The sequence below is a fragment of the Labrys sp. LIt4 genome (genome assembly GCF_017813775.1).
GTDB lineage: Bacteria > Pseudomonadota > Alphaproteobacteria > Rhizobiales > Labraceae > Labrys > Labrys okinawensis_A.
Genome location: NZ_JAGIPY010000009.1, coordinates 108,152 through 125,496 on the forward strand (window position 1 = coordinate 108,152; position 17,345 = coordinate 125,496).

A 17,345-nucleotide genomic window follows, 5' to 3' on the forward strand; every position below is an offset into this window, starting at 1 on the left:
TGTTTCGACGCGTCTTTGCGTTTCTTGGTGATCCCGCCAAACCGCAAAACGCCATGGGGAGGGCGTGGGCCTGCGTCCCATTCCCTCTGATGCAAGAGCGCGACATGGATAGCCTGCTCACCAAGGACAATATTCAGAAATGGGCGCCGGTCTTGGTGCTCCTGGCGCTGGTATTGTTCTTCTCCTTCGTCAATCCCAACTTCCTCTCGGTGCGCAATTTCGCCCGCATCGCGATTTCGTCGACGCCGGCGCTGATGGTTGCGGTGGGGGTGACGTTCGTCATCCTGATGGGCTCGATCGATCTGTCGATGGAAGGCTCGGTTGCCGTGTGCGCGGTTCTGTTCGCCACGCTGTTCGGCGCGTTGGGCGGCTCCCTCGCGGGCTGGGGCTGGCTGGCGATTCCGGGCGCCATGGCGGTCGGGGCGATCTTCGGCGCCGTGACCGGCCTCATCCATGTCCGCCTGAAGATTCCCTCCTTCATGGCCAGCCTGTCCATGGGGTTCGTCGGCATCGGCCTTTCGCTGCTGATCACAGGGGGTGACCGCATCCTGGTCGAGGATCCTCTTTTCCGTTCGCTGCTCACCTATCGGCTCGGGGGTTTTCCGCTGATGGCCTATGTGGCGCTCGCGGCCTTGGTCGCCGGCTGGTTCATCCAGACGCAGACCACCATCGGGCGAAACTTCTATGCCGTCGGCGGCGGCGAGGACCTTGCCCACGCATCGGGGCTCAACGTCTCCAGGGTGCGGGTCATCTGCTTCATGATCGCCGGCGTCTTCTATGCCCTCGGCGCAATTCTCGCCGTCGCCCAGATCGGCATCGCCGAAACCGTGACCGGCCGCAACTTCATGTTCGTCTCGATCACGTCGGTCGTCGTCGGCGGCACTGCGCTGTGGGGCGGCGCCGGCGGCGTCTGGAACACGCTGGTCGGCGTGCTGATCGTCAACGTCATCGGCAATGGCATGGTGGTGATCGGCCTGCCGAGCTACGTCCAGGACGGCGTCCTCGGCCTCCTGGTCATCACCGCAGTCTATCTGTCCACCGATCGTCGATCGCTGGCCTTCGTGAAATAGGCGCGCCATGTTCGAACTTCGAAACGTCGAAAAACGCTTCCCCGGCGTCCATGCGCTGAAGGGCATCAATTTCCAGATCGACCGCGGCGAGATCGTCGGGCTCGTCGGGGAGAACGGTGCCGGCAAGTCCACGCTGATGAAGGTGATCTACGGTGCCGTCCAGCATGACGGCGGCGAGGTTCTCGTCGACGGCAAGGCGGTCCGTTTCCAGAACCCGCGCGAGGCCATGGATCGCGGTGTCGGCATGGTTTTCCAGGAGCAGTCGCTCATTCCCAACCTGACCGTGATGGAGAACATCTTCCTCGGCTTCGAGAAGCAGTTCGCCCGTTTCGGCAAGATCGACTGGAAGCGCATGGCGAAGGCGGCGGGCGAGCAGCTAAGGAAGGTCAAGCTGCAGATCGACCCCCGGACGGTCACTTCGAAGCTCTCCTTCGCCCAGCGCCAGCTCGTCGAACTGGCGAAGGTGCTGACGCTCGAGGAACGCGTGCATGGCCATTTGGTGATCCTCCTCGACGAGCCGACCTCGGTGCTTTCGAAGGAGGAGATCGGGCTTCTGTTCAGCCTGGTGCGGGACCTGCGCAAGCGGGCCTCCTTCATCTTCGTCTCGCATCGCCTCGACGAGGTCATCGAACTGTCCGATCGCATCTATGTCTTGAAGGACGGCGCGGTGGTCGATGTCGTCAAGGGCGCCGAGGCCAAGGCCGAGAGCATCCAGCAGCGCATGGTCGGCCGCGACATCAACCAGGAATATTACCGGGAAGAAAAGCAGCGCCCCTACGATGTCCAGAGGCTGCTCCTGCAGGCGGACCGGATCAGCCTGCCCGGCCATTACAAGGATATTTCCGTCAAACTGCATGCCGGCGAGGTCCTGGCGCTCGTCGGGGTCGAAGGGTGCGGAAGTGAGGCGATCCTGCGCACGATCTTCGGGCTCGAGAGGATGCAATCGGGCACCCTGTCGCTCCATGGCAGCCCGGTGCACGATTTCGGTCCTTCCCAAGGCGTCGCCCGCGGCATCGGCTATGTTCCCAGGGAGCGCAAGATCGAAGGCATCGTGGGCGGCATGAACGTCTTCGAGAACATGACGCTCTCGCAGCTCGGCAACTATGCCCGGGCCGGCGTTCTGGACATCGGCTCCGAGCGCAAGCTCGCCCGCGACTGGATCAAGCGTCTGTCGATCAAGGCCTCCTCGGAGAATGCCGATTGCGGAAACCTCTCTGGCGGCAATCAGCAGAAGGTCGTGCTCGCAAAATGGCGCAGCGGCGGCTCGACCATCATCCTCCTCGACCATCCCACGCGCGGCCTCGACATCGGCGCCAAGGAGGACGTCTACGAAATGATCCGTGAGATGTCGGCCGACGGGGTGGGCATCGTGCTCATCGCCGATACGCTCGAAGAGGCCATCGGCCTCAGTCACACCATAGCCGTTGTCAAGGATGGCGAGATCCAAAAATGGTTCAACTGTCAGCCAGGCGCAAAGCCCTCCCTCTACGACCTGCTTCATCACATGACGTGAGTGCCAGGGTGATGAGCCTCCACCAGCTGAAACGCCACTTCCCGTGGATCACGCTCGTCGTGCTGATCCTGCTCGTCGGGGCCATGGACCCCACCTTCCTCAGGCCGCAGAACCTGATGGAACTGGGCGCCGACATTGCGCCCCTGTTCATCATGGCGCTCGGCATGACGCTCGCCATCTATATCGGCGGCATCGATCTTTCGGCCCAATCCGTGGCGAACATGACCACGGTGCTCGCCACCTTGTCGCTGCCTTATCTCGGCGTCTTCAGCGCGCTCCTGATCGCAGTGGTCGGTCTGCTGTTCGGCGCCGTTTCCGGTCTGGTGACGACGAGGCTCAAGGTACCCTCCTTCATCGCCACTTTGGCGGTCGGCGGCCTTGCCCTTTCGGTCGGCCAGTTCGCTTCGGGCCAGCGCGCCTTGCACATGGATGTGGCTGCAAGGGACCAGGCGTTCGGATGGATGTTCGGCAGAACCGCCGGAATTCCCCACGAACTCGTCGTTTCCCTGGGGCTGCTTGCGATTGCCTGGTTCATTCAAAGCCGGACAACCGCCGGGCGTACGCTGAAGGCCGTGGGGGCCGGCGAGCTTGCCGCCGTGGCATCGGGCATCCGCGTCGAGCGCTACAAGGTCCTGGCCTTCGCCCTTTCGGGGCTGTTTGCGGCGATCGCGGGGCTGATGTTCTCGGTCAAGTTGTCGGGCGGCTCGCCGACCCTGGCCGAGGGCTTCCTCCTGCCGGCCATCGTCGCGGTGCTGGTCGGCGGCACCCCGCTCACGGGTGGCGTCGGCGGTGTCGTCAACACGCTCATCGGCGCGATGATCGTCGCGGTCGTGCGCGCGAGCATGCTCTATCTCAACATCCCCGCGACGGGGCAGCAGATTTTCTTCGGGATCGTGCTGATCGTCGCGATCGCCCTCACCATCGACCGCTCGAAGATGCGGATCGTGAAGTAGGGGAGAGCGACATGGAAACCATGCGAGCCGCCGTGCTCACCCGCCCCGGGGCATTCGAAGTCCGGGAGGTTCCCATCCCCTCTATCGGCCCGGATGATGCTCTCATCAGGGTCGAGCGCTGCGGCATCTGCGGCACCGACATCCACATCTTCAAGGGCCACTACGCTGCCGACACCCTGCCTTTCATTCCGGGGCATGAGTTCACCGGCACGGTGAGCCGCGTGGGGGACAGGGTCGAGGGCCTGCAGGTCGGGCAGCGCGTCGTCGCGGATGTCAATATCGGCTGCGGACATTGCTACTTCTGCCGCCGCGGCGAGGTGCTCAACTGCCAGGCGGTCAGCCAGATCGGGATCCATCGTGATGGCGGTTTTGCCGAGTTCGTCGCGGTCCCCGCGCGGCTGGTCATTCCGGCGCCCGGCGAGGCCAGCCCTGAGCTGCTGGCGCTGACGGAGCCGGTTGCCTGTGTCGTCAGGGCAGCGCGCAAATCCGGCATCGGTTTCGGCATGTCGGTCGTCGTGCTCGGCGCCGGGCCGATCGGCAACCTGCACATCCAGATGATGCGTCTCGTCGGCGCCGCTCCGATCATTGCCGTGGAGCCCTCGCAACCTCGCGCGGCGCTCGCCGAAAAGGCCGGCGCCGATCTCGTCGCCACCGACCCCAGGCAGGCCCGCAGGCTCGTCGCCGAGATGACGCAGGGGCGCGGAGCGGACGTGGTGATCGAAAGCGTTGGTGCCACCGCTCTCTATGCCGAGGCTTTCAGGCTCATCCGCCCTGGCGGCCATGTCGCCGCCTTCGGCATCACGGGACCCAATGACAGCGTGCCGCTTCCCTTGCTCGAAACGGTCCTGCGGGAAAACTCGGTCAAGGGCTCGGTGGCCGGCATCGGCCAGGACATGCACGATGCCCTGACGCTGCTGAGCCATGGGCGTTTCCAGGTCGAGCCCTTCATTGGCTCGGTCGTACCGCTGAGCGCGATTCAATCGGCATTCGAGACGATTCAGGACCGTCCGGCCGTCCTGAAAACGCAGATCGACACGACCGCATGACGGCGCCGATCGTTCGCGCCGCACCGACGAAATAACTTGCGCCCCGGCGCACTCACACGATTGCTCATCACTCGAGAGGATTCACGACATGGATCAGGTCGTCGCCAGACAGTCGCTTCCCGACACGCCCCGGACGTTTGGCTTTTTTGTCGACGGAAAGCGGATGGAGGCCGGAGAACGAGCTTATTTCGAGCGCCGCAGCCCGGGCCATGACGTGCCGGTGACGCGCATTCCAAAATGCACCAGGGAAGACCTCGACCTTGCCGTGAAGGCGGCGCGTCGCGCTTTCGAGGACGGGCGCTGGTCGAGGATCCCGGCCGTCGAGCGTGCGGATGTCCTGCTGCGCGCGGCGCAGATCCTGCGCAGCCGCGCCGGGGAACTGGCCTATTGGGAGACCCTGGAGAACGGCAAACCCATCAGCCAGGCGCGGGCGGAAGTGGATGGCTGCGCCGGCATGTTCGAATATGCCGCCGGCCTGGCCAGGACGCTGCATGGCGATGCCTTCAACAATCTGGGGGATGGCATGTTCGGCCTGGTCACCCGGGAGCCGATCGGCGTGGTCGGGCTGATCACGCCGTGGAACTTTCCTTTCCTGATCCTCTGCGAGAGGGTGCCCTATATCCTCGCTGCCGGCTGCACCATCGTCGCAAAGCCTTCCGAGGTGACGTCTGCCACGACTCTCATGCTGGCCGAGATCCTGTCGGAAGCGGGGCTCCCCGATGGCTGCTACAATGTCGTCACCGGTTCGGGCAGCGTCATCGGCCAGGCCATGACCGAACATCTGGATATCGACATGGTGTCCTTCACCGGCTCGACCGCGGTGGGGAGGCGCTGCGTCGAGGCAGCCGGCGGCAATTTCAAGAAACTCGGCCTGGAACTCGGGGGCAAGAATCCGCAGATCGTCTTCGCGGATGCTGATCTGGAGGATGCCGCGGATGGTGTGGCGTTCGGCATCGGGTTCAACACCGGCCAATGCTGCGTGAGCGGCAGCCGCCTGATCGTAGAACGCTCGGTGGCGAGCGAGTTCGAAAAGCTGGTTGCCGCCAAGCTGGCCAAGGTCAGGATCGGCGATCCGCTCGATCCGGCCACGCAGATCGGTGCCATCACGACGACGGCCCAGAACAGGACCATTCTGGACTATATCGCGAAGGGCAGGGAGGAGGGGGCGCGGCTGGTCTGCGGCGGGGGAGCGCTCGACTTCGGCCGCGGCCAGTATATCGCACCCACTCTGTTCGCAGACGTCACCGGCGCGATGGCGATCGCCCGCGAGGAGATTTTCGGTCCCGTGCTGGCGGTCATGCCCTTCGACAGCGAGGCCGAAGCGATCGCCATGGCCAACGACACCGTCTATGGCCTGGCCGCGAGCGTGTGGACCAAGAATATCGACAAGGCCCTGAACGTCACGCGCCGTGTTCGCGCCGGCCGTTTCTGGGTCAACACCACGCTGGCCGGCGGCCCGGAACTTCCGCTGGGCGGGTTCAAGCAGTCGGGCTGGGGACGCGAAGCTGGCTCCTACGGCATCGAGGAGTATACCCAGATCAAGTCCGTCCATATCGAGATTGGCAAGCGCGAGCCTTGGGTGCGCTGATGAAGGAACTCGGCTACGACTATGTGATCGTCGGCGGCGGCTCGGCGGGCTGCGTGCTTGCCGCGCGCCTCAGCGAGAACCCCGCCGTGCGCGTATTGCTGCTGGAGGCCGGCGGCCGTGACAGCAATCCCTACATTCACATGCCGGTCGGCTTCGCCAAGATGACGGCGGGCCCCCTGACCTGGGGACTCAAGACGGCTCCCCAGCGCCATGCCTGCGGCCGGGAGATTCCCTATGCCCAGGCGAAGGTGATCGGGGGCGGCTCCTCGATCAATGCGGAGATCTATACCAGGGGCCATGCCGCCGATTTCGACCGCTGGGCGGGCGAGGAGGGAGCCGCCGGCTGGTCCTTCAAGGAGGTGCTGCCCTATTTCATCCGCTCCGAGGGCAACACCATTCTATCGGGCGAGATGCACGGGGCGGATGGGCCGCTGGGCGTCTCCAACCTGCCCGATCCCCAGCCGATGTCGCGCGCCTTCGTCCAGGCCTGCCAGGAATTCGGCATGCCCTATAATCCCGACTTCAACGGCAGGGCGCAGGAAGGCGCGGGTATCTACCAGACCACCATCCGCAATGGGCGGCGCTGCTCGGCCGCCGTCGGCTATCTCAGGCCGGCGGCGAAGCGGTCCAATCTCACCGTCGAGACCGGCTGTCTGGTCCGGCGCATTCTGTTCGAGAAGGCGCGCGCCATCGGCGTCGAGTTCGTCAGGAATGGTCAGCTCGTCACCGCCAGAGCGGAGAGCGAGGTTCTCGTTACGTCAGGGGCGATCGGATCGCCCAAGATCATGATGCTGTCGGGCGTCGGTCCCGCCGATCATCTTAGGAAATTGGGAATCGAGGTGGTCGAGGACCTGCCCGGTGTGGGCGAGAATCTCAACGACCATTTCGGCGTCGATATCGTGGCGGAGCTGAAGGGACCGACCAGCCTGGACAAATACAACAAGTGGCATTGGATGCTGTGGGCTGGGCTCCAATACCTGCTCTTCAAGTCCGGGCCGGTGACCTCCAACGTCGTCGAGGGCGGGGCCTTCTGGTATGGCGATGCCGATTCCGCGATACCGGACCTGCAATTCCACTTCCTGGCCGGTGCGGGCGCCGAAGCCGGCGTGCCCACGGTGCCCTCCGGCTCCGGCATCACGCTGAACTCCTACACCCTTCGCCCCAAGAGCCGCGGATCAGTCCGGCTGGCGTCGTCGGATCCTGCCATCAATCCGATCGTCGACCCGAATTTCCTGGCGGAACCCGATGACGTTCGCGTTTCCGCCGAGGGCGTGCGGATCAGCCGGGAGATCTTCGCCAAGCCTTCCCTGCAGAAGTTCATCAAGCGCCTGCACCTGCCGGAAGACGATATCAGGACCAATGCCCAGTTCGCAGACTATGCCCGCCGCTATGGCAGGACCTCCTATCACCCCAGCGGCACCTGCAAGATGGGCATCGATGCCATGGCCGTGGTCGATCCGCAGCTGCGCGTGCGGGGCCTCGACCGCATCCGCATCTGCGACAGCTCGACCTTCCCCAGCCTCATCGGCTCGAACACCAATGCGGCGGCGATCATGGTCGGCGAGAAGGCGACGGACCTGATCCGCGGGAATATGTAAGAGACGGGTTTCCCGGGAGTGCGGACGTCCTCGTCCGCTCTTCTATCGGCAAGCGGAGTGCTTCCAAGTGCGGACGAGGACGTCCGCGCTCCCAGGAAGAGCCGGCAGCCACCTCAGTCCCATTCCGGCGCCCAGGGGATGAGGTCGCGTCCGACGATGCGCAGGTTCTTCTGGGTCTGCGCGTCGATCCGCGCCATGTCGATGCTCGACAGGGTGAAATCCATGATGTCGAAGTTCGAGCGGATGTTCTCCGGCTTGGTCGACATCGTGTTCAGCGGCACGCCTTTTTGGAGAATCCAGCGCAGGACGATCTGCCCCGCCGTCTTCCCATAGGCCTGGCCGATCTCGGCGAAGAGCGGTTGTTCGAAGACCTTTCCTCGGGCGACAGAGCAATAGGATGAGAGCGGGATGCCGGTCTCGTTGGCGGCGGCCAGCAGGATATCCTGATTGAGGAAGGGGTGAAACTCGACCTGGTTGGCGACGAGGGGGGCGTCGGCGATCGATCTGGCCTGCCGCATCATGCCCGCCGTGTAGTTCGAGACGCCGATGTGGCGGGCGAGCCCTAGTTCCCGTGCCTTTTGCAGGAGCCCGAGCGAGGGGGCGATATTGCCGTCGGCCGGCGCCCAGTGCAGCAGCAGGACGTCGACGAAGTCGACACGAAGGTCCCGTAGGCTTTGTTCGACCGATGGGAGAAAGCGCTCATCGGAGAAATTGTGGATGCTGACCTTGGTGGTGATGCAAAGCTCGTCCCGCTTCACGCTGCCATTGGCCAGGCTTTCGCCGACCTCGGCTTCGTTCTCGTACATCTGTGCGGTATCGAAGGCGCGGTATCCTGTGGCCAAGGCCGTCTCGATCGCCTGCCGGCAGGCGTCGCCGCGCAGGGGGTAGGTGCCGAACGAGCGCTGGAACGTCCGCGCGAAATAGATGCTCATCCTTGTCGTTTCCTTTTTTATCGCACTATCTAGTTACTTATATAACGTGTGCCGGCGGCCGGCAAGCCGTCGAATTCGGCCGGCGGATAAAAGGAGTTGAAGGCGCTAGCGCTATAAGGTACTAACCATATAGTTACTTACAAGAATCCTCGCGAGGAGACGATGTCCAAGATCAAGAGCGCGCTCGAGGCGGTGCGGCGCATCGGCGACAAGGCGGTCGTTGCCGTGAATTCCTCCAGCGGGCTTTGCTGCCCCGACCTGGTTCTCCAGGCGCTGGGAGAGCGCTATCGCGAAGAGGGCCATCCCCGCCAGCTCACCATGATCCACCCGATTGCCGCGGGCGACATGTTCGGCACCAAGGGCGTCGACCATCTGGCCCAGGACGGTCTCATCGATACGGTCATCGGCGGGTCCTATCCATCCGGGCCCTCTTCGGCAGAACCGCCGCTGATCTGGCAGATGCTCGGCGAGAACAAGATCAGCGCCTACAACGTGCCCAGCGGCATCCTGTTCGACATTCTCCGGGAGGCGGCCGGAAAGCGCCCTGGCGTCCTGACCAAGGTCGGGCTCGACACCTTCGTCGATCCGGCGCTCGATGGCTGCGCCATGAACGATCGCGCCCGGTCGCGGCCGATCGTGCGCAGGGTCCAGTTCGAGGGCGACGAGTGGCTCTATTTCCCGGCGATCGCGCCGGATGTCGCCATCATCCGGGCCTCGACGGCGGACGAGCGCGGCAACCTGACCTTCGAGCATGAAGGCGCCTATCTCGGCGCCATGGAACTGGCGCTGGCTGCGCACAATTCCGGCGGTACCGTCATTGCGCAGGTCAAGCGGATCGCCCAAGCGGGCACGCTGCGTCCGCATGACGTGCGAGTGCCCGGCATCCTCGTCGACATCATCGTCGAGGCGCCGGACCAGTTGCAGACGACGGCGACGGCCTATGATCCCGCGATATCGGGCGAGCTGTTCCGCCCCCTCGATACCTTCACGATCCCGGCCTTCGACGCGGCCAAGGTGATGGCCCGGCGCGTGGCGATGGAGCTCGAGAGGGGCTGGGCCGTGAACATCGGCTTCGGCATTTCGGCGAATGTCCCGCGCATCCTGCTGGAGGAAGGCAGGCACGGCGAGATCACCTGGGTGATCGAGCAGGGGGCTGTCGGGGGAATCCCGCTGCTCGACTTCAAGTTCGGCTGCTCCTCCAATGCCGAGGCGTTCGTCGCCTCGCCGCATCAGTTCACCTATTTCCAGGCCGGCGGCTTCGATGCCTCCCTCCTGTCCTTCCTGCAGATCGGGCAGGATGGCTCCGTCAACGTCTCCAAGCTGGCGGTGCGCCCGCATGTGACGGCCGGCGCCGGAGGTTTCGTCGACATCACCGCCCGCGCCAGGAAGATCGTGTTCTCGGGCTATTTCAATGCCGGTGCGAAACTGTCGGTGGCCGATGGCAAGCTGAGGATCGACAGGGAAGGCAAAGTCGCCAAGCTCGTGCCCGAGGTCGACCAGGTCTCGTTCTCCGGCAAGCGCGCCACGCTGCAGAACCAGGACGTGACCTATGTCACCGAGCGTTGCGTGCTGAAGCTGATCGAAGGCCGGCTGACCGTCACCGAGATTGCGCCCGGCGTGGATCTCAAGCGCGACATCCTCGACCAGGCCGCCTTTCCGCTCGCCGTTGCCGAGCCCCTCCTGTCGATGCCGGCCGACCTCTTCCTGCCCGATCGCCGCGGCCGGCCGGCGGTCACCAGAGAGGCGGCCGAGTGATGGGCGAGGATGGCGTCCGCCTGAGGGTCGAGGGACCGGTTGCGACCATTGTCATCGAACGCGAGGGCAAGCTCAACGCCTTCGATGCTGCCATGGTGGCGGAACTCCAGCGTCTGTGCGCCCTCATCGAGCGCGATGCGGCCATCCGCGTCGCTGTCATGACCGGAGCAGGGGCGAAGGCGTTCTCGGCGGGCGGCGACATCGAGGCCTGGAGCCGGGAGACACCGGAGGATTTCGGCCGGTTCTGGGTGCGCGAGGGGCACGCCGCCTTCGATGCGCTAGCCCGTCTGCGCCAGCCCCTCATCGCCGTGCTGAACGGCCATGCCTTGGGTGGCGGCCTGGAGCTTGCCGCCTGCGCGGACTATCGCATTGCGGAGGCTCACGCCAAGATCGGGCAGCCGGAGACCGGGCTCGGCATCATTCCGGGATGGTCGGGTACGCAGCGCGCGACACGCCGCTTCGGTGCCCAGGCCGTCCGGCGCATGGCGATCTTCGGCGAGATTCTCACCGCCGGGGAAGCGCGCGAACTCGGCATCGTGGACGAGGTGGTGGACACCGGCCAGGGGTTTGCCCGGGCGACGGTGCTTGCCGAAAAGGTGTGCTCGCGCGCGCCCCTGGCAACCGAGATCGCGAAGATGCTGGTGAATGCCGCCGAAACGGAAGAGACGGAGCGGGTTTTCGACTGCCTCGCCGGCATGGCCGCCGCGCAATCGAGCGAGTTGCAGGCCGGCCTTGCCGCGTTCCGCCAAAGGCGGCCGCCGAAATTCTGACAAGGCAATGGCGTCGGGTTAACACCACCCCACAGAATAGGTGATACCAACGGTATTGATGCTTGACCGATGAAGCACCGTCATTGCGAGCGCAGCCGTTGGCCCAGAATTCCCTTCCCGCCGCTTTCGGGGGCGCCGGAATGACAGCGGTCCATCTCAACGCACCGGTTCAGACCGGCAGCTTGTTCTGCTTTCGCAGGGCTTTGTCAAAGGCGGATTCTGGAACGAGACGGCGCAAGAAACTGATCCGGCGCGCCATTTTCCCCGCTGCATAGCGCCTTCTCGGCACAGCGACGGTCGCGGCCTCCACAACCGTCTTGGCGACGACTTCGGGGGCATCCCCTGTTTCGATGGCCTTGCGCATGACCTCGCCCACGCCAGCCCGTGCCGAGGCATAAATGTCGAGCGCTCGATCCGGCCTTGTGAGATTTTCCTCGAACGACGTCCGCGTATAGGCGGGCTCGACCAACACGACCCGAATTCCGAATGAGCGCAGCTCGTGATCGAGCGATTCGGAATAGCCTTCGATGGCATGCTTGGTCGATGCATAAAGCGCGGAATAGGGAGCAGGAATGAAGCCGAGAACGGAGCTCAAATTAACGATTCTGCCGCTTCCCTGCCGGCGCATGATGGGCAACACGGCGTGGGTCACGCGCAAGACACCGAAGACGTTTACGTCAAACAGGGCCTGCGCCTGCGCAGTCGAAGAGTCTTCCGCGGCGCCGAGCAGGCCAATGCCGGCATTGTTGACGAGCAAATCGATACGGCCGGCCTCGCCTAGAACCGTGTTGATCAGTTCCGCGACGGATTCCTCGTCGGTCACGTCACAGGGCAGCATTGTAATGCCGTCCACGTTTTCGGCGCCGGGGCGACGGCTGGTTCCAAATACGCGAAAGCCCGCCTGCTGCAGAGCTTTGGCTGTTGCACGCCCGATGCCGGTGGATGCACCAGTCACCAGGGCGATGCCGGGTTTGGTCGTGGTCATGGTAATGGTATCTTTCTTGAGGTTGTAAGGGCCGTTGCACGGTCCTGCGCGGCAGTTCATCGAGACCCTGACGTGCCCGTCAGCCTGCTGCCGCCGTGGCCGACAGCGGTCTCCGTCATCGTTCACCGTCATTGTTCACTCTAGCGACGGTCTCACGGATCTGACGCTCAGCCGCGGTCAGAAAGCCTTGTGCCAGTTCGGGGTCGTTGACCACGCGAGACAGCGTCAATGCGCCGAGCATCGTGGAAAGAATGGCCATTGCCTTGTCCTTGGTTTCCTTGCCCTGCGGCGCGGGAATCATGGTGGCGAGCGTGTCGAGATAGGCCCTGATCCCTGTTTCGAACGACGCCTTCACGGTGCTGCTCTGTCTGGCAGCATCCGAGCCCAGCGCCGCAACCGGACAGCCGTCCATCCTCTCCTCGCGATGTCCCATGCTGAGGTAAAAGCGGAGCACGGTGCCCAGGGGGTCATCAGGATTTTCTGCGATGGCGGCGGCCCATATTTGCGCGGCGCTCTCCATCGCCCGTTTGGACGCCTGCGCCGCCAAGTCTTCCTTCGATGCGAACTGCTTGTAAAAGGCGCCTTGCGTCAGCCCTGCACCCTTCATCAAGTCCTTAAGCCCGATGCCGTCAAAACCGTGCTCGCGGAAGAGGCGGCCTGACACGTTGATCACGGCTTGGCGGTTTTCCTCGGCTTGAACGCGACTGACCCGCATCATTGATCCTCGTATTTAGATTGCATTCGAAATCTATATCACTTATAGAGGTCGAACGCAATCTATCTCTCGATGAGGGCACGGACATGAAACTCAAACCCATTCTGGTGGGGGGAAGCGCGCTGATCGCAGTACTGGCCGCGGCCGGGTTCGTCGTGCTTGTCGCGCGCCCTCACCAGGCTTCGGCCGAAAGCGATCCCAGGCAGGAGCCACCTCTGGTCAAGGTGATGGCGGCAAGCGCCATGGCCGGCAACGAGCGCAGCTTTACCGGTCTCGTCGGCGCCAGGGTGCAGAGCAATCTCGGTTTTCGGGTTGCCGGCAAAATCCTGGAACGGCTGGTAAACGCCGGACAACACGTCAAGGCCGGTCAGCCCCTGATGCGGATCGACGAGACGGACCTGCGCCTTGCATTGACAGCAAAGCGCAACGCCGTTGCGGCGGCACGGGCGGTCCTGGTGCAGGCAAGTGCGGACGAGAAGCGGTATGCAGCGCTTGTCAAGAGCGGACTGGCCGCGACCCCGCAGCGTTACGAACAGGCCAAGGCGGCGTTGGACACGGCCACGGCGCAGCTTGCCGCGGCAGAAGCAGAAGCGAAGGTTGCAGAGAACGAGGCGACCTATTCCGTTCTGGTGGCGGATGCGGACGGGATGGTGGTCGAAACACTCGGCGAGCCGGGGCAGGTTGTCTCTGCCGGCCAGCCGGTGGTTCGGATCGCGGAGGCCGGCCCTCGCGAAGCCGTGGTGGCGCTGCCTGAAACAATCCGGCCGGCGATCGGCTCGGCGGCCGAGGCGGGCCTGTATGGGGCCGATGGGCGGCGCTATGCCGCCCATCTGCGGCAGTTGTCGGATGCCGCCGATGCCCAGACCCGTACCTACGAGGCCCGTTATGTGCTCGACGGCGAAGCCGCTGCGGCACCGCTCGGCGCGACGGTAACCATTCGGCTTGCGAACCAGGCGAGCCAGCCGGAAGTCGAGGTGCCGCTTGGTGCGGTGCTCGATGATGGCAGGAAGACCGGCGTCTGGGTCTTGGACAATGCCGCTTCGACCGTGCACTTCCGGCCCGTCAAGCTTGTGCGCGTGACCGGCGAAACCGCCATGATCTCCGGCTTGAATTCAGGGGATCCTGTCGTTTCGCTCGGCGCCCATCTGCTGCAGGAGGGCGTTCGCGTCCGCATCGCTTCTCAAAGCGGGGGCGACCGATGAGCCTCAATCTTTCCGCGATCGCCGTCCGCGAGCGGGCGGTCACTCTGTTCTTCATCCTGTTGCTGGTGGCCGGCGGCGCCTATGCCTTCCTCATGCTCGGACGGGCGGAGGACCCGAACTTCACCATCAAGACGCTCACGGTCACAACGGCATGGCCGGGCGCGACGGCGCGCGAAATGCAGGATCTCGTCGCGGAGCCGTTGGAGAAACGGATTCAGGAACTGACCTGGTATGATCGGGTCGAGACGACCACGCGGCCAGGTTATGCGTATATGACGGTCACGCTGAAGGACAGCACACCGCCATCCGCCGTGCAGGAAGAGTTCTACCAGGCTCGCAAGAAGCTTGCCGACGAAGCCCGCAACCTGCCTTCCGGCGTCTACGGCCCCTTCGTCAATGACGAATATTCGGATGTGAGCTTCGCCCTCTACGCGCTCAAGGCCAGGGGCATGCCGATGCGCGAGCTGGCCAGGCAGGCCGAGGTGATCCGCCAGGACCTTCTGCACGTGCCCGGTGTCAAGAAGATCAACATTCTCGGTGAACGTCCCGAACAGATATTCGTCGAATTCTCCTACGCCAGGCTGGCGACCCTCGGCGTGTCGGCACGAGATATTGTCGCCGCCTTGCAGCGGCAGAACACCGTCACCCCGGCGGGCTCGATCGACACGCGCGGGCCGCAGGTCTTCATCCGGATCGATGGTGCTTACGACAGCGTCCAGGCGATCGCCGATACGCCGATCATCGCCGCGGGGCGAACACTGAAGCTTTCCGACGTGGCCGAGGTTCGCCGCGGCTATGAGGACCCGCCCGGCTACCTCATCCGCCATCAGGGCGAACCCGCCGTCATGCTGGCGGCGGTCATGCAGGAGGGCTGGAACGGCTTGGCGCTCGGCAAGGCGCTGGAGGAGAGGACGGCGGCGATCGCACGGACCCTGCCGCTCGGAATGACGCTCGACAAGGTGACCGATCAGGCCGTCAATATCAGCTCGGCGGTCGACGAGTTCATGATGAAGTTCGCCATGGCGCTCGGCGTGGTGCTGCTCGTGAGTCTCGTCAGCCTGGGCTGGCGCGTCGGCATCGTGGTGGCGGCCGCCGTACCCCTGACGCTTGCCGTCGTCTTCCTGATCATGCTCGAGACCGGCCGCTTCTTCGACCGCATCACGCTTGGCGCCCTTATCCTGGCGCTCGGCCTTCTCGTCGATGACGCCATCATCGCCATCGAGGCGATGGTGGTGAAGATGGAAGAGGGCATGGACCGCATCAAGGCGGCCGCCTATGCCTGGAGCCACACGGCGGCGCCGATGCTGTCCGGCACGCTCGTGACGATCGCCGGCTTCCTGCCGGTCGGCTTCGCGCCTTCGACGGCCGGTGAATACGCCGGCAACATCTTCTGGGTCGTTGGCTTCGCCCTTATCGTCTCCTGGGTCGTCGCGGTGGCCTTTACACCCTATCTCGGCGTCAAGATGCTGCCCGAGATCAAACCGGTCGAAGGCGGTCATCATGCGATCTATGGTTCGCCGAATTATCGGCGCCTGCGAAGGCTGATCATCTTCGCTGTGCGCCATAAATTCCTGACCTGCGCCATCGTCGGCGTTGCGTTTCTGCTTGCTGGTGCCGGCATGGGCGCCGTCAAACAGCAGTTCTTCCCGACATCCGACCGTCCCGAGGTGCTGGTGGAGGTTCGCCTGCCGGAAGGCACCAGCATCGAGACCACCACCGCGGCCGTCGAAAAGCTCGAACATTGGCTGCGTGAACAGCCGGAGGCCAAGATCGTGACGAGTTATGTCGGCCAGGGCGCTCCGAGGTTCTTCCTGGCGCTGTCGCCCGAGCTGCCCGATCCCGCCTTCGCCAAGATCGTTGTGCTAACACCGGATGCCGAGGAGCGCGAGCGCCTGAAGCACCGGCTTCGGCAGGCGGTGGCGCAGGGGCTCGCGCCGGAGGCCTATGTACGCGTCACGCGGTTCGTCTTCGGTCCTCCCTCGATCTTTCCGGTCGAGTTCCGGATCATCGGGCCCGATCCCGCACAGCTCTACGCCATTTCCGACAAGGCGCTCGAAATCATGCGGAGCGTGCCCGACGTGCGGGAGGCAAACCGCGACTGGGGCAATCGTACGCCCGTGCTGCGCTTCGTACCGGATCAGGATCGGCTGAACCTCATCGGCCTGTCACCGGCCGAGGTGGGCCAGCAACTCCAGTTCCTTCTCACCGGCATTCCCGTCACGCAGGTCCGTGAGGACATCCGCAACGTTCCCATCGTGGCGCGCAGCGCCGGGGCTGAGAGGCTCGATCCGGCGCGTCTCGCGGACTTCTCCCTCACCACGCGCGATGGACGTTCGATCCCCCTCGACCAGATCGGTCATTCGGAAATCCGTCTGGAAGAGCCGATCCTCAAGCGCCGCGATCGCATGCCGGTCATCACCGTCCGCTCGGATCTCAATGAGGCCACGCAGCCTCCGGAGGTCTCCAAGCAGGTCATGCAGGCCCTGCAGCCGCTGATCGCATCCCTTCCGTCCGGCTATCGCATCGAAATGGGTGGCTCGATCGAGGAGGCGGCCAAGGCCAATGCGGCGCTTGCGAAGATCTTCCCGGTCATGATCGCCGCCACGCTGATCATCATCATGCTGCAGGTGCGCTCCTTCTCGATGATGGCGATGGTCTTGCTGACGGCGCCGCTTGGCCTCGTCGGCGTGGTGCCGGCGCTGCTCATCTTCAACCAGCCTTTCGGGTTCAACGCCATTCTCGGCCTGATCGGATTGGCCGGGATCCTGATGCGCAACACGCTGATCCTTACCGAGCAGATCAAGGAGAACCGTGCGGCAGGGCTTGATGACTATCACGCCGTCATCGAAGCCACGGTGCAACGCACACGTCCCGTGATCCTGACGGCGCTCGCCGCGGTACTCGCCTTCATCCCGCTGACGCATTCCGTCTTCTGGGGATCGATGGCCTATACCCTGATCGGCGGCACGGCGGTCGGTACGGTGCTGATCCTGCTCTTCCTCCCCGCCCTCTACGCCGCGTGGTTCCGGATCAAACCGACGGCCGATGAGATCGACATGTCAGCTTCTTCCGACGAACCCATGAAGCTGCATGCCGTAAGGGCTGCCGAATAGAGCGGGATCGCCGCGGCCGTCCGTCCGGGTTTGCGGTCCGGAGCAAGTGCGATCTTTCTGACCCGCACTTGCTCCGACTCATTGTTTTGACGCGTTTTCTCAATC

13 protein-coding genes are annotated in these 17,345 nt (G+C 64.1%); 10 read left to right on the forward strand and 3 right to left on the reverse strand.

The features are described 5' to 3' along the window. Positions 1-104 precede the first annotated feature (104 nt). The 6 genes from J8I29_RS17865 to J8I29_RS17890 all read left to right on the forward strand — a co-directional run bounded on the left by J8I29_RS17865 (position 105) and on the right by J8I29_RS17890 (position 7,768). Positions 105-1,070, forward strand: a complete 966-nt coding sequence (locus J8I29_RS17865; RefSeq protein ID WP_209432698.1) for an ABC transporter permease — start codon at positions 105-107, stop codon at positions 1,068-1,070. 7 nt (positions 1,071-1,077) lie between these two features. Then, positions 1,078-2,583 (forward strand): sugar ABC transporter ATP-binding protein, encoded by a 1,506-nt coding sequence (locus J8I29_RS17870; protein WP_209432699.1) that lies wholly within the window; start codon positions 1,078-1,080, stop codon positions 2,581-2,583. Positions 2,584-2,594: 11 nt separating this feature from the next. Then, positions 2,595-3,536: an ABC transporter permease gene (locus tag J8I29_RS17875; protein WP_209432700.1), complete on the forward strand. Its 942-nt coding sequence runs from the start codon at positions 2,595-2,597 to the stop codon at positions 3,534-3,536. An 11-nt stretch (positions 3,537-3,547) separates the two neighbouring features. Continuing rightward, positions 3,548-4,582 (forward strand): alcohol dehydrogenase catalytic domain-containing protein, encoded by a 1,035-nt coding sequence (locus J8I29_RS17880; protein WP_209432701.1) that lies wholly within the window; start codon positions 3,548-3,550, stop codon positions 4,580-4,582. An 88-nt stretch (positions 4,583-4,670) separates the two neighbouring features. Further along, on the forward strand, positions 4,671-6,170 hold the full coding sequence (locus J8I29_RS17885; protein WP_209432702.1) for an aldehyde dehydrogenase family protein: 1,500 nt from the start codon (positions 4,671-4,673) through the stop codon (positions 6,168-6,170). Then, a complete protein-coding gene (locus J8I29_RS17890) occupies positions 6,170-7,768 on the forward strand; it encodes a GMC family oxidoreductase N-terminal domain-containing protein (RefSeq protein ID WP_209432703.1) in 1,599 nt (532 codons plus the stop codon). The genes J8I29_RS17885 and J8I29_RS17890 overlap by 1 nt, the downstream gene beginning before the upstream one ends. 113 nt (positions 7,769-7,881) lie before the next feature. Here the strand turns inward: J8I29_RS17890 and J8I29_RS17895 are convergent, their stop codons facing one another. Then, a complete protein-coding gene (locus J8I29_RS17895) occupies positions 7,882-8,700 on the reverse strand; it encodes an aldo/keto reductase (protein WP_209432704.1) in 819 nt (272 codons plus the stop codon). Between the two features lie 162 nt (positions 8,701-8,862). On the opposite strand from J8I29_RS17895, the gene J8I29_RS17900 reads away from it, so the two are divergent. Continuing rightward, positions 8,863-10,455, forward strand: coding sequence for an acyl CoA:acetate/3-ketoacid CoA transferase (locus J8I29_RS17900; RefSeq protein ID WP_209432705.1), 1,593 nt, complete (start codon positions 8,863-8,865; stop codon positions 10,453-10,455). Then, positions 10,455-11,225, forward strand: coding sequence for an enoyl-CoA hydratase/isomerase family protein (locus J8I29_RS17905; RefSeq protein ID WP_105860236.1), 771 nt, complete (start codon positions 10,455-10,457; stop codon positions 11,223-11,225). The genes J8I29_RS17900 and J8I29_RS17905 overlap by 1 nt, the downstream gene beginning before the upstream one ends. A gap of 169 nt (positions 11,226-11,394) precedes the next feature. On the opposite strand, the gene J8I29_RS17910 is transcribed toward J8I29_RS17905, so the two are convergent. Then, positions 11,395-12,210 (reverse strand): oxidoreductase, encoded by an 816-nt coding sequence (locus tag J8I29_RS17910; protein WP_209432706.1) that lies wholly within the window; start codon positions 12,208-12,210, stop codon positions 11,395-11,397. Between the two features lie 115 nt (positions 12,211-12,325). Next, a complete protein-coding gene (locus J8I29_RS17915; protein ID WP_209432812.1) occupies positions 12,326-12,925 on the reverse strand; it encodes a TetR/AcrR family transcriptional regulator in 600 nt (199 codons plus the stop codon). Positions 12,926-13,011: 86 nt separating this feature from the next. On the opposite strand from J8I29_RS17915, the gene J8I29_RS17920 reads away from it, so the two are divergent. Together J8I29_RS17920 and J8I29_RS17925 are read left to right on the forward strand one after the other, a co-directional pair. Continuing rightward, the gene (locus J8I29_RS17920; RefSeq protein ID WP_209432707.1) at positions 13,012-14,127 is read left to right on the forward strand and encodes an efflux RND transporter periplasmic adaptor subunit; all 1,116 of its coding nucleotides are present in this window, start codon (positions 13,012-13,014) and stop codon (positions 14,125-14,127) included. Further along, entirely contained in the window at positions 14,124-17,240 is a 3,117-nt protein-coding gene (locus J8I29_RS17925; protein WP_209432708.1) for an efflux RND transporter permease subunit, read from the forward strand. Before J8I29_RS17920 ends, J8I29_RS17925 begins: the two co-directional genes overlap by 4 nt. Positions 17,241-17,345 lie beyond the last annotated feature (105 nt).

What these genes read in the sequence shown, in the direction of transcription:
- J8I29_RS17905 (WP_105860236.1), top strand. Translation starts at nt 10,455, where the DNA reads ATGGGCGAGGATGGCGTCCGCCTGAGGGTCGAGGGACCGGTTGCGACC.
- J8I29_RS17900 (WP_209432705.1), top strand. Translation starts at nt 8,863, where the DNA reads ATGTCCAAGATCAAGAGCGCGCTCGAGGCGGTGCGGCGCATCGGCGAC.
- J8I29_RS17870 (WP_209432699.1), top strand. Translation starts at nt 1,078, where the DNA reads ATGTTCGAACTTCGAAACGTCGAAAAACGCTTCCCCGGCGTCCATGCG.
- J8I29_RS17880 (WP_209432701.1), top strand. Translation starts at nt 3,548, where the DNA reads ATGGAAACCATGCGAGCCGCCGTGCTCACCCGCCCCGGGGCATTCGAA.
- J8I29_RS17890 (WP_209432703.1), top strand. Translation starts at nt 6,170, where the DNA reads ATGAAGGAACTCGGCTACGACTATGTGATCGTCGGCGGCGGCTCGGCG.
- J8I29_RS17910 (WP_209432706.1), bottom strand. Translation starts at nt 12,210, where the DNA reads ATGACCACGACCAAACCCGGCATCGCCCTGGTGACTGGTGCATCCACC.
- J8I29_RS17885 (WP_209432702.1), top strand. Translation starts at nt 4,671, where the DNA reads ATGGATCAGGTCGTCGCCAGACAGTCGCTTCCCGACACGCCCCGGACG.
- J8I29_RS17865 (WP_209432698.1), top strand. Translation starts at nt 105, where the DNA reads ATGGATAGCCTGCTCACCAAGGACAATATTCAGAAATGGGCGCCGGTC.
- J8I29_RS17920 (WP_209432707.1), top strand. Translation starts at nt 13,012, where the DNA reads ATGAAACTCAAACCCATTCTGGTGGGGGGAAGCGCGCTGATCGCAGTA.
- J8I29_RS17925 (WP_209432708.1), top strand. Translation starts at nt 14,124, where the DNA reads ATGAGCCTCAATCTTTCCGCGATCGCCGTCCGCGAGCGGGCGGTCACT.
- J8I29_RS17875 (WP_209432700.1), top strand. Translation starts at nt 2,595, where the DNA reads ATGAGCCTCCACCAGCTGAAACGCCACTTCCCGTGGATCACGCTCGTC.
- J8I29_RS17915 (WP_209432812.1), bottom strand. Translation starts at nt 12,925, where the DNA reads ATGCGGGTCAGTCGCGTTCAAGCCGAGGAAAACCGCCAAGCCGTGATC.
- J8I29_RS17895 (WP_209432704.1), bottom strand. Translation starts at nt 8,700, where the DNA reads ATGAGCATCTATTTCGCGCGGACGTTCCAGCGCTCGTTCGGCACCTAC.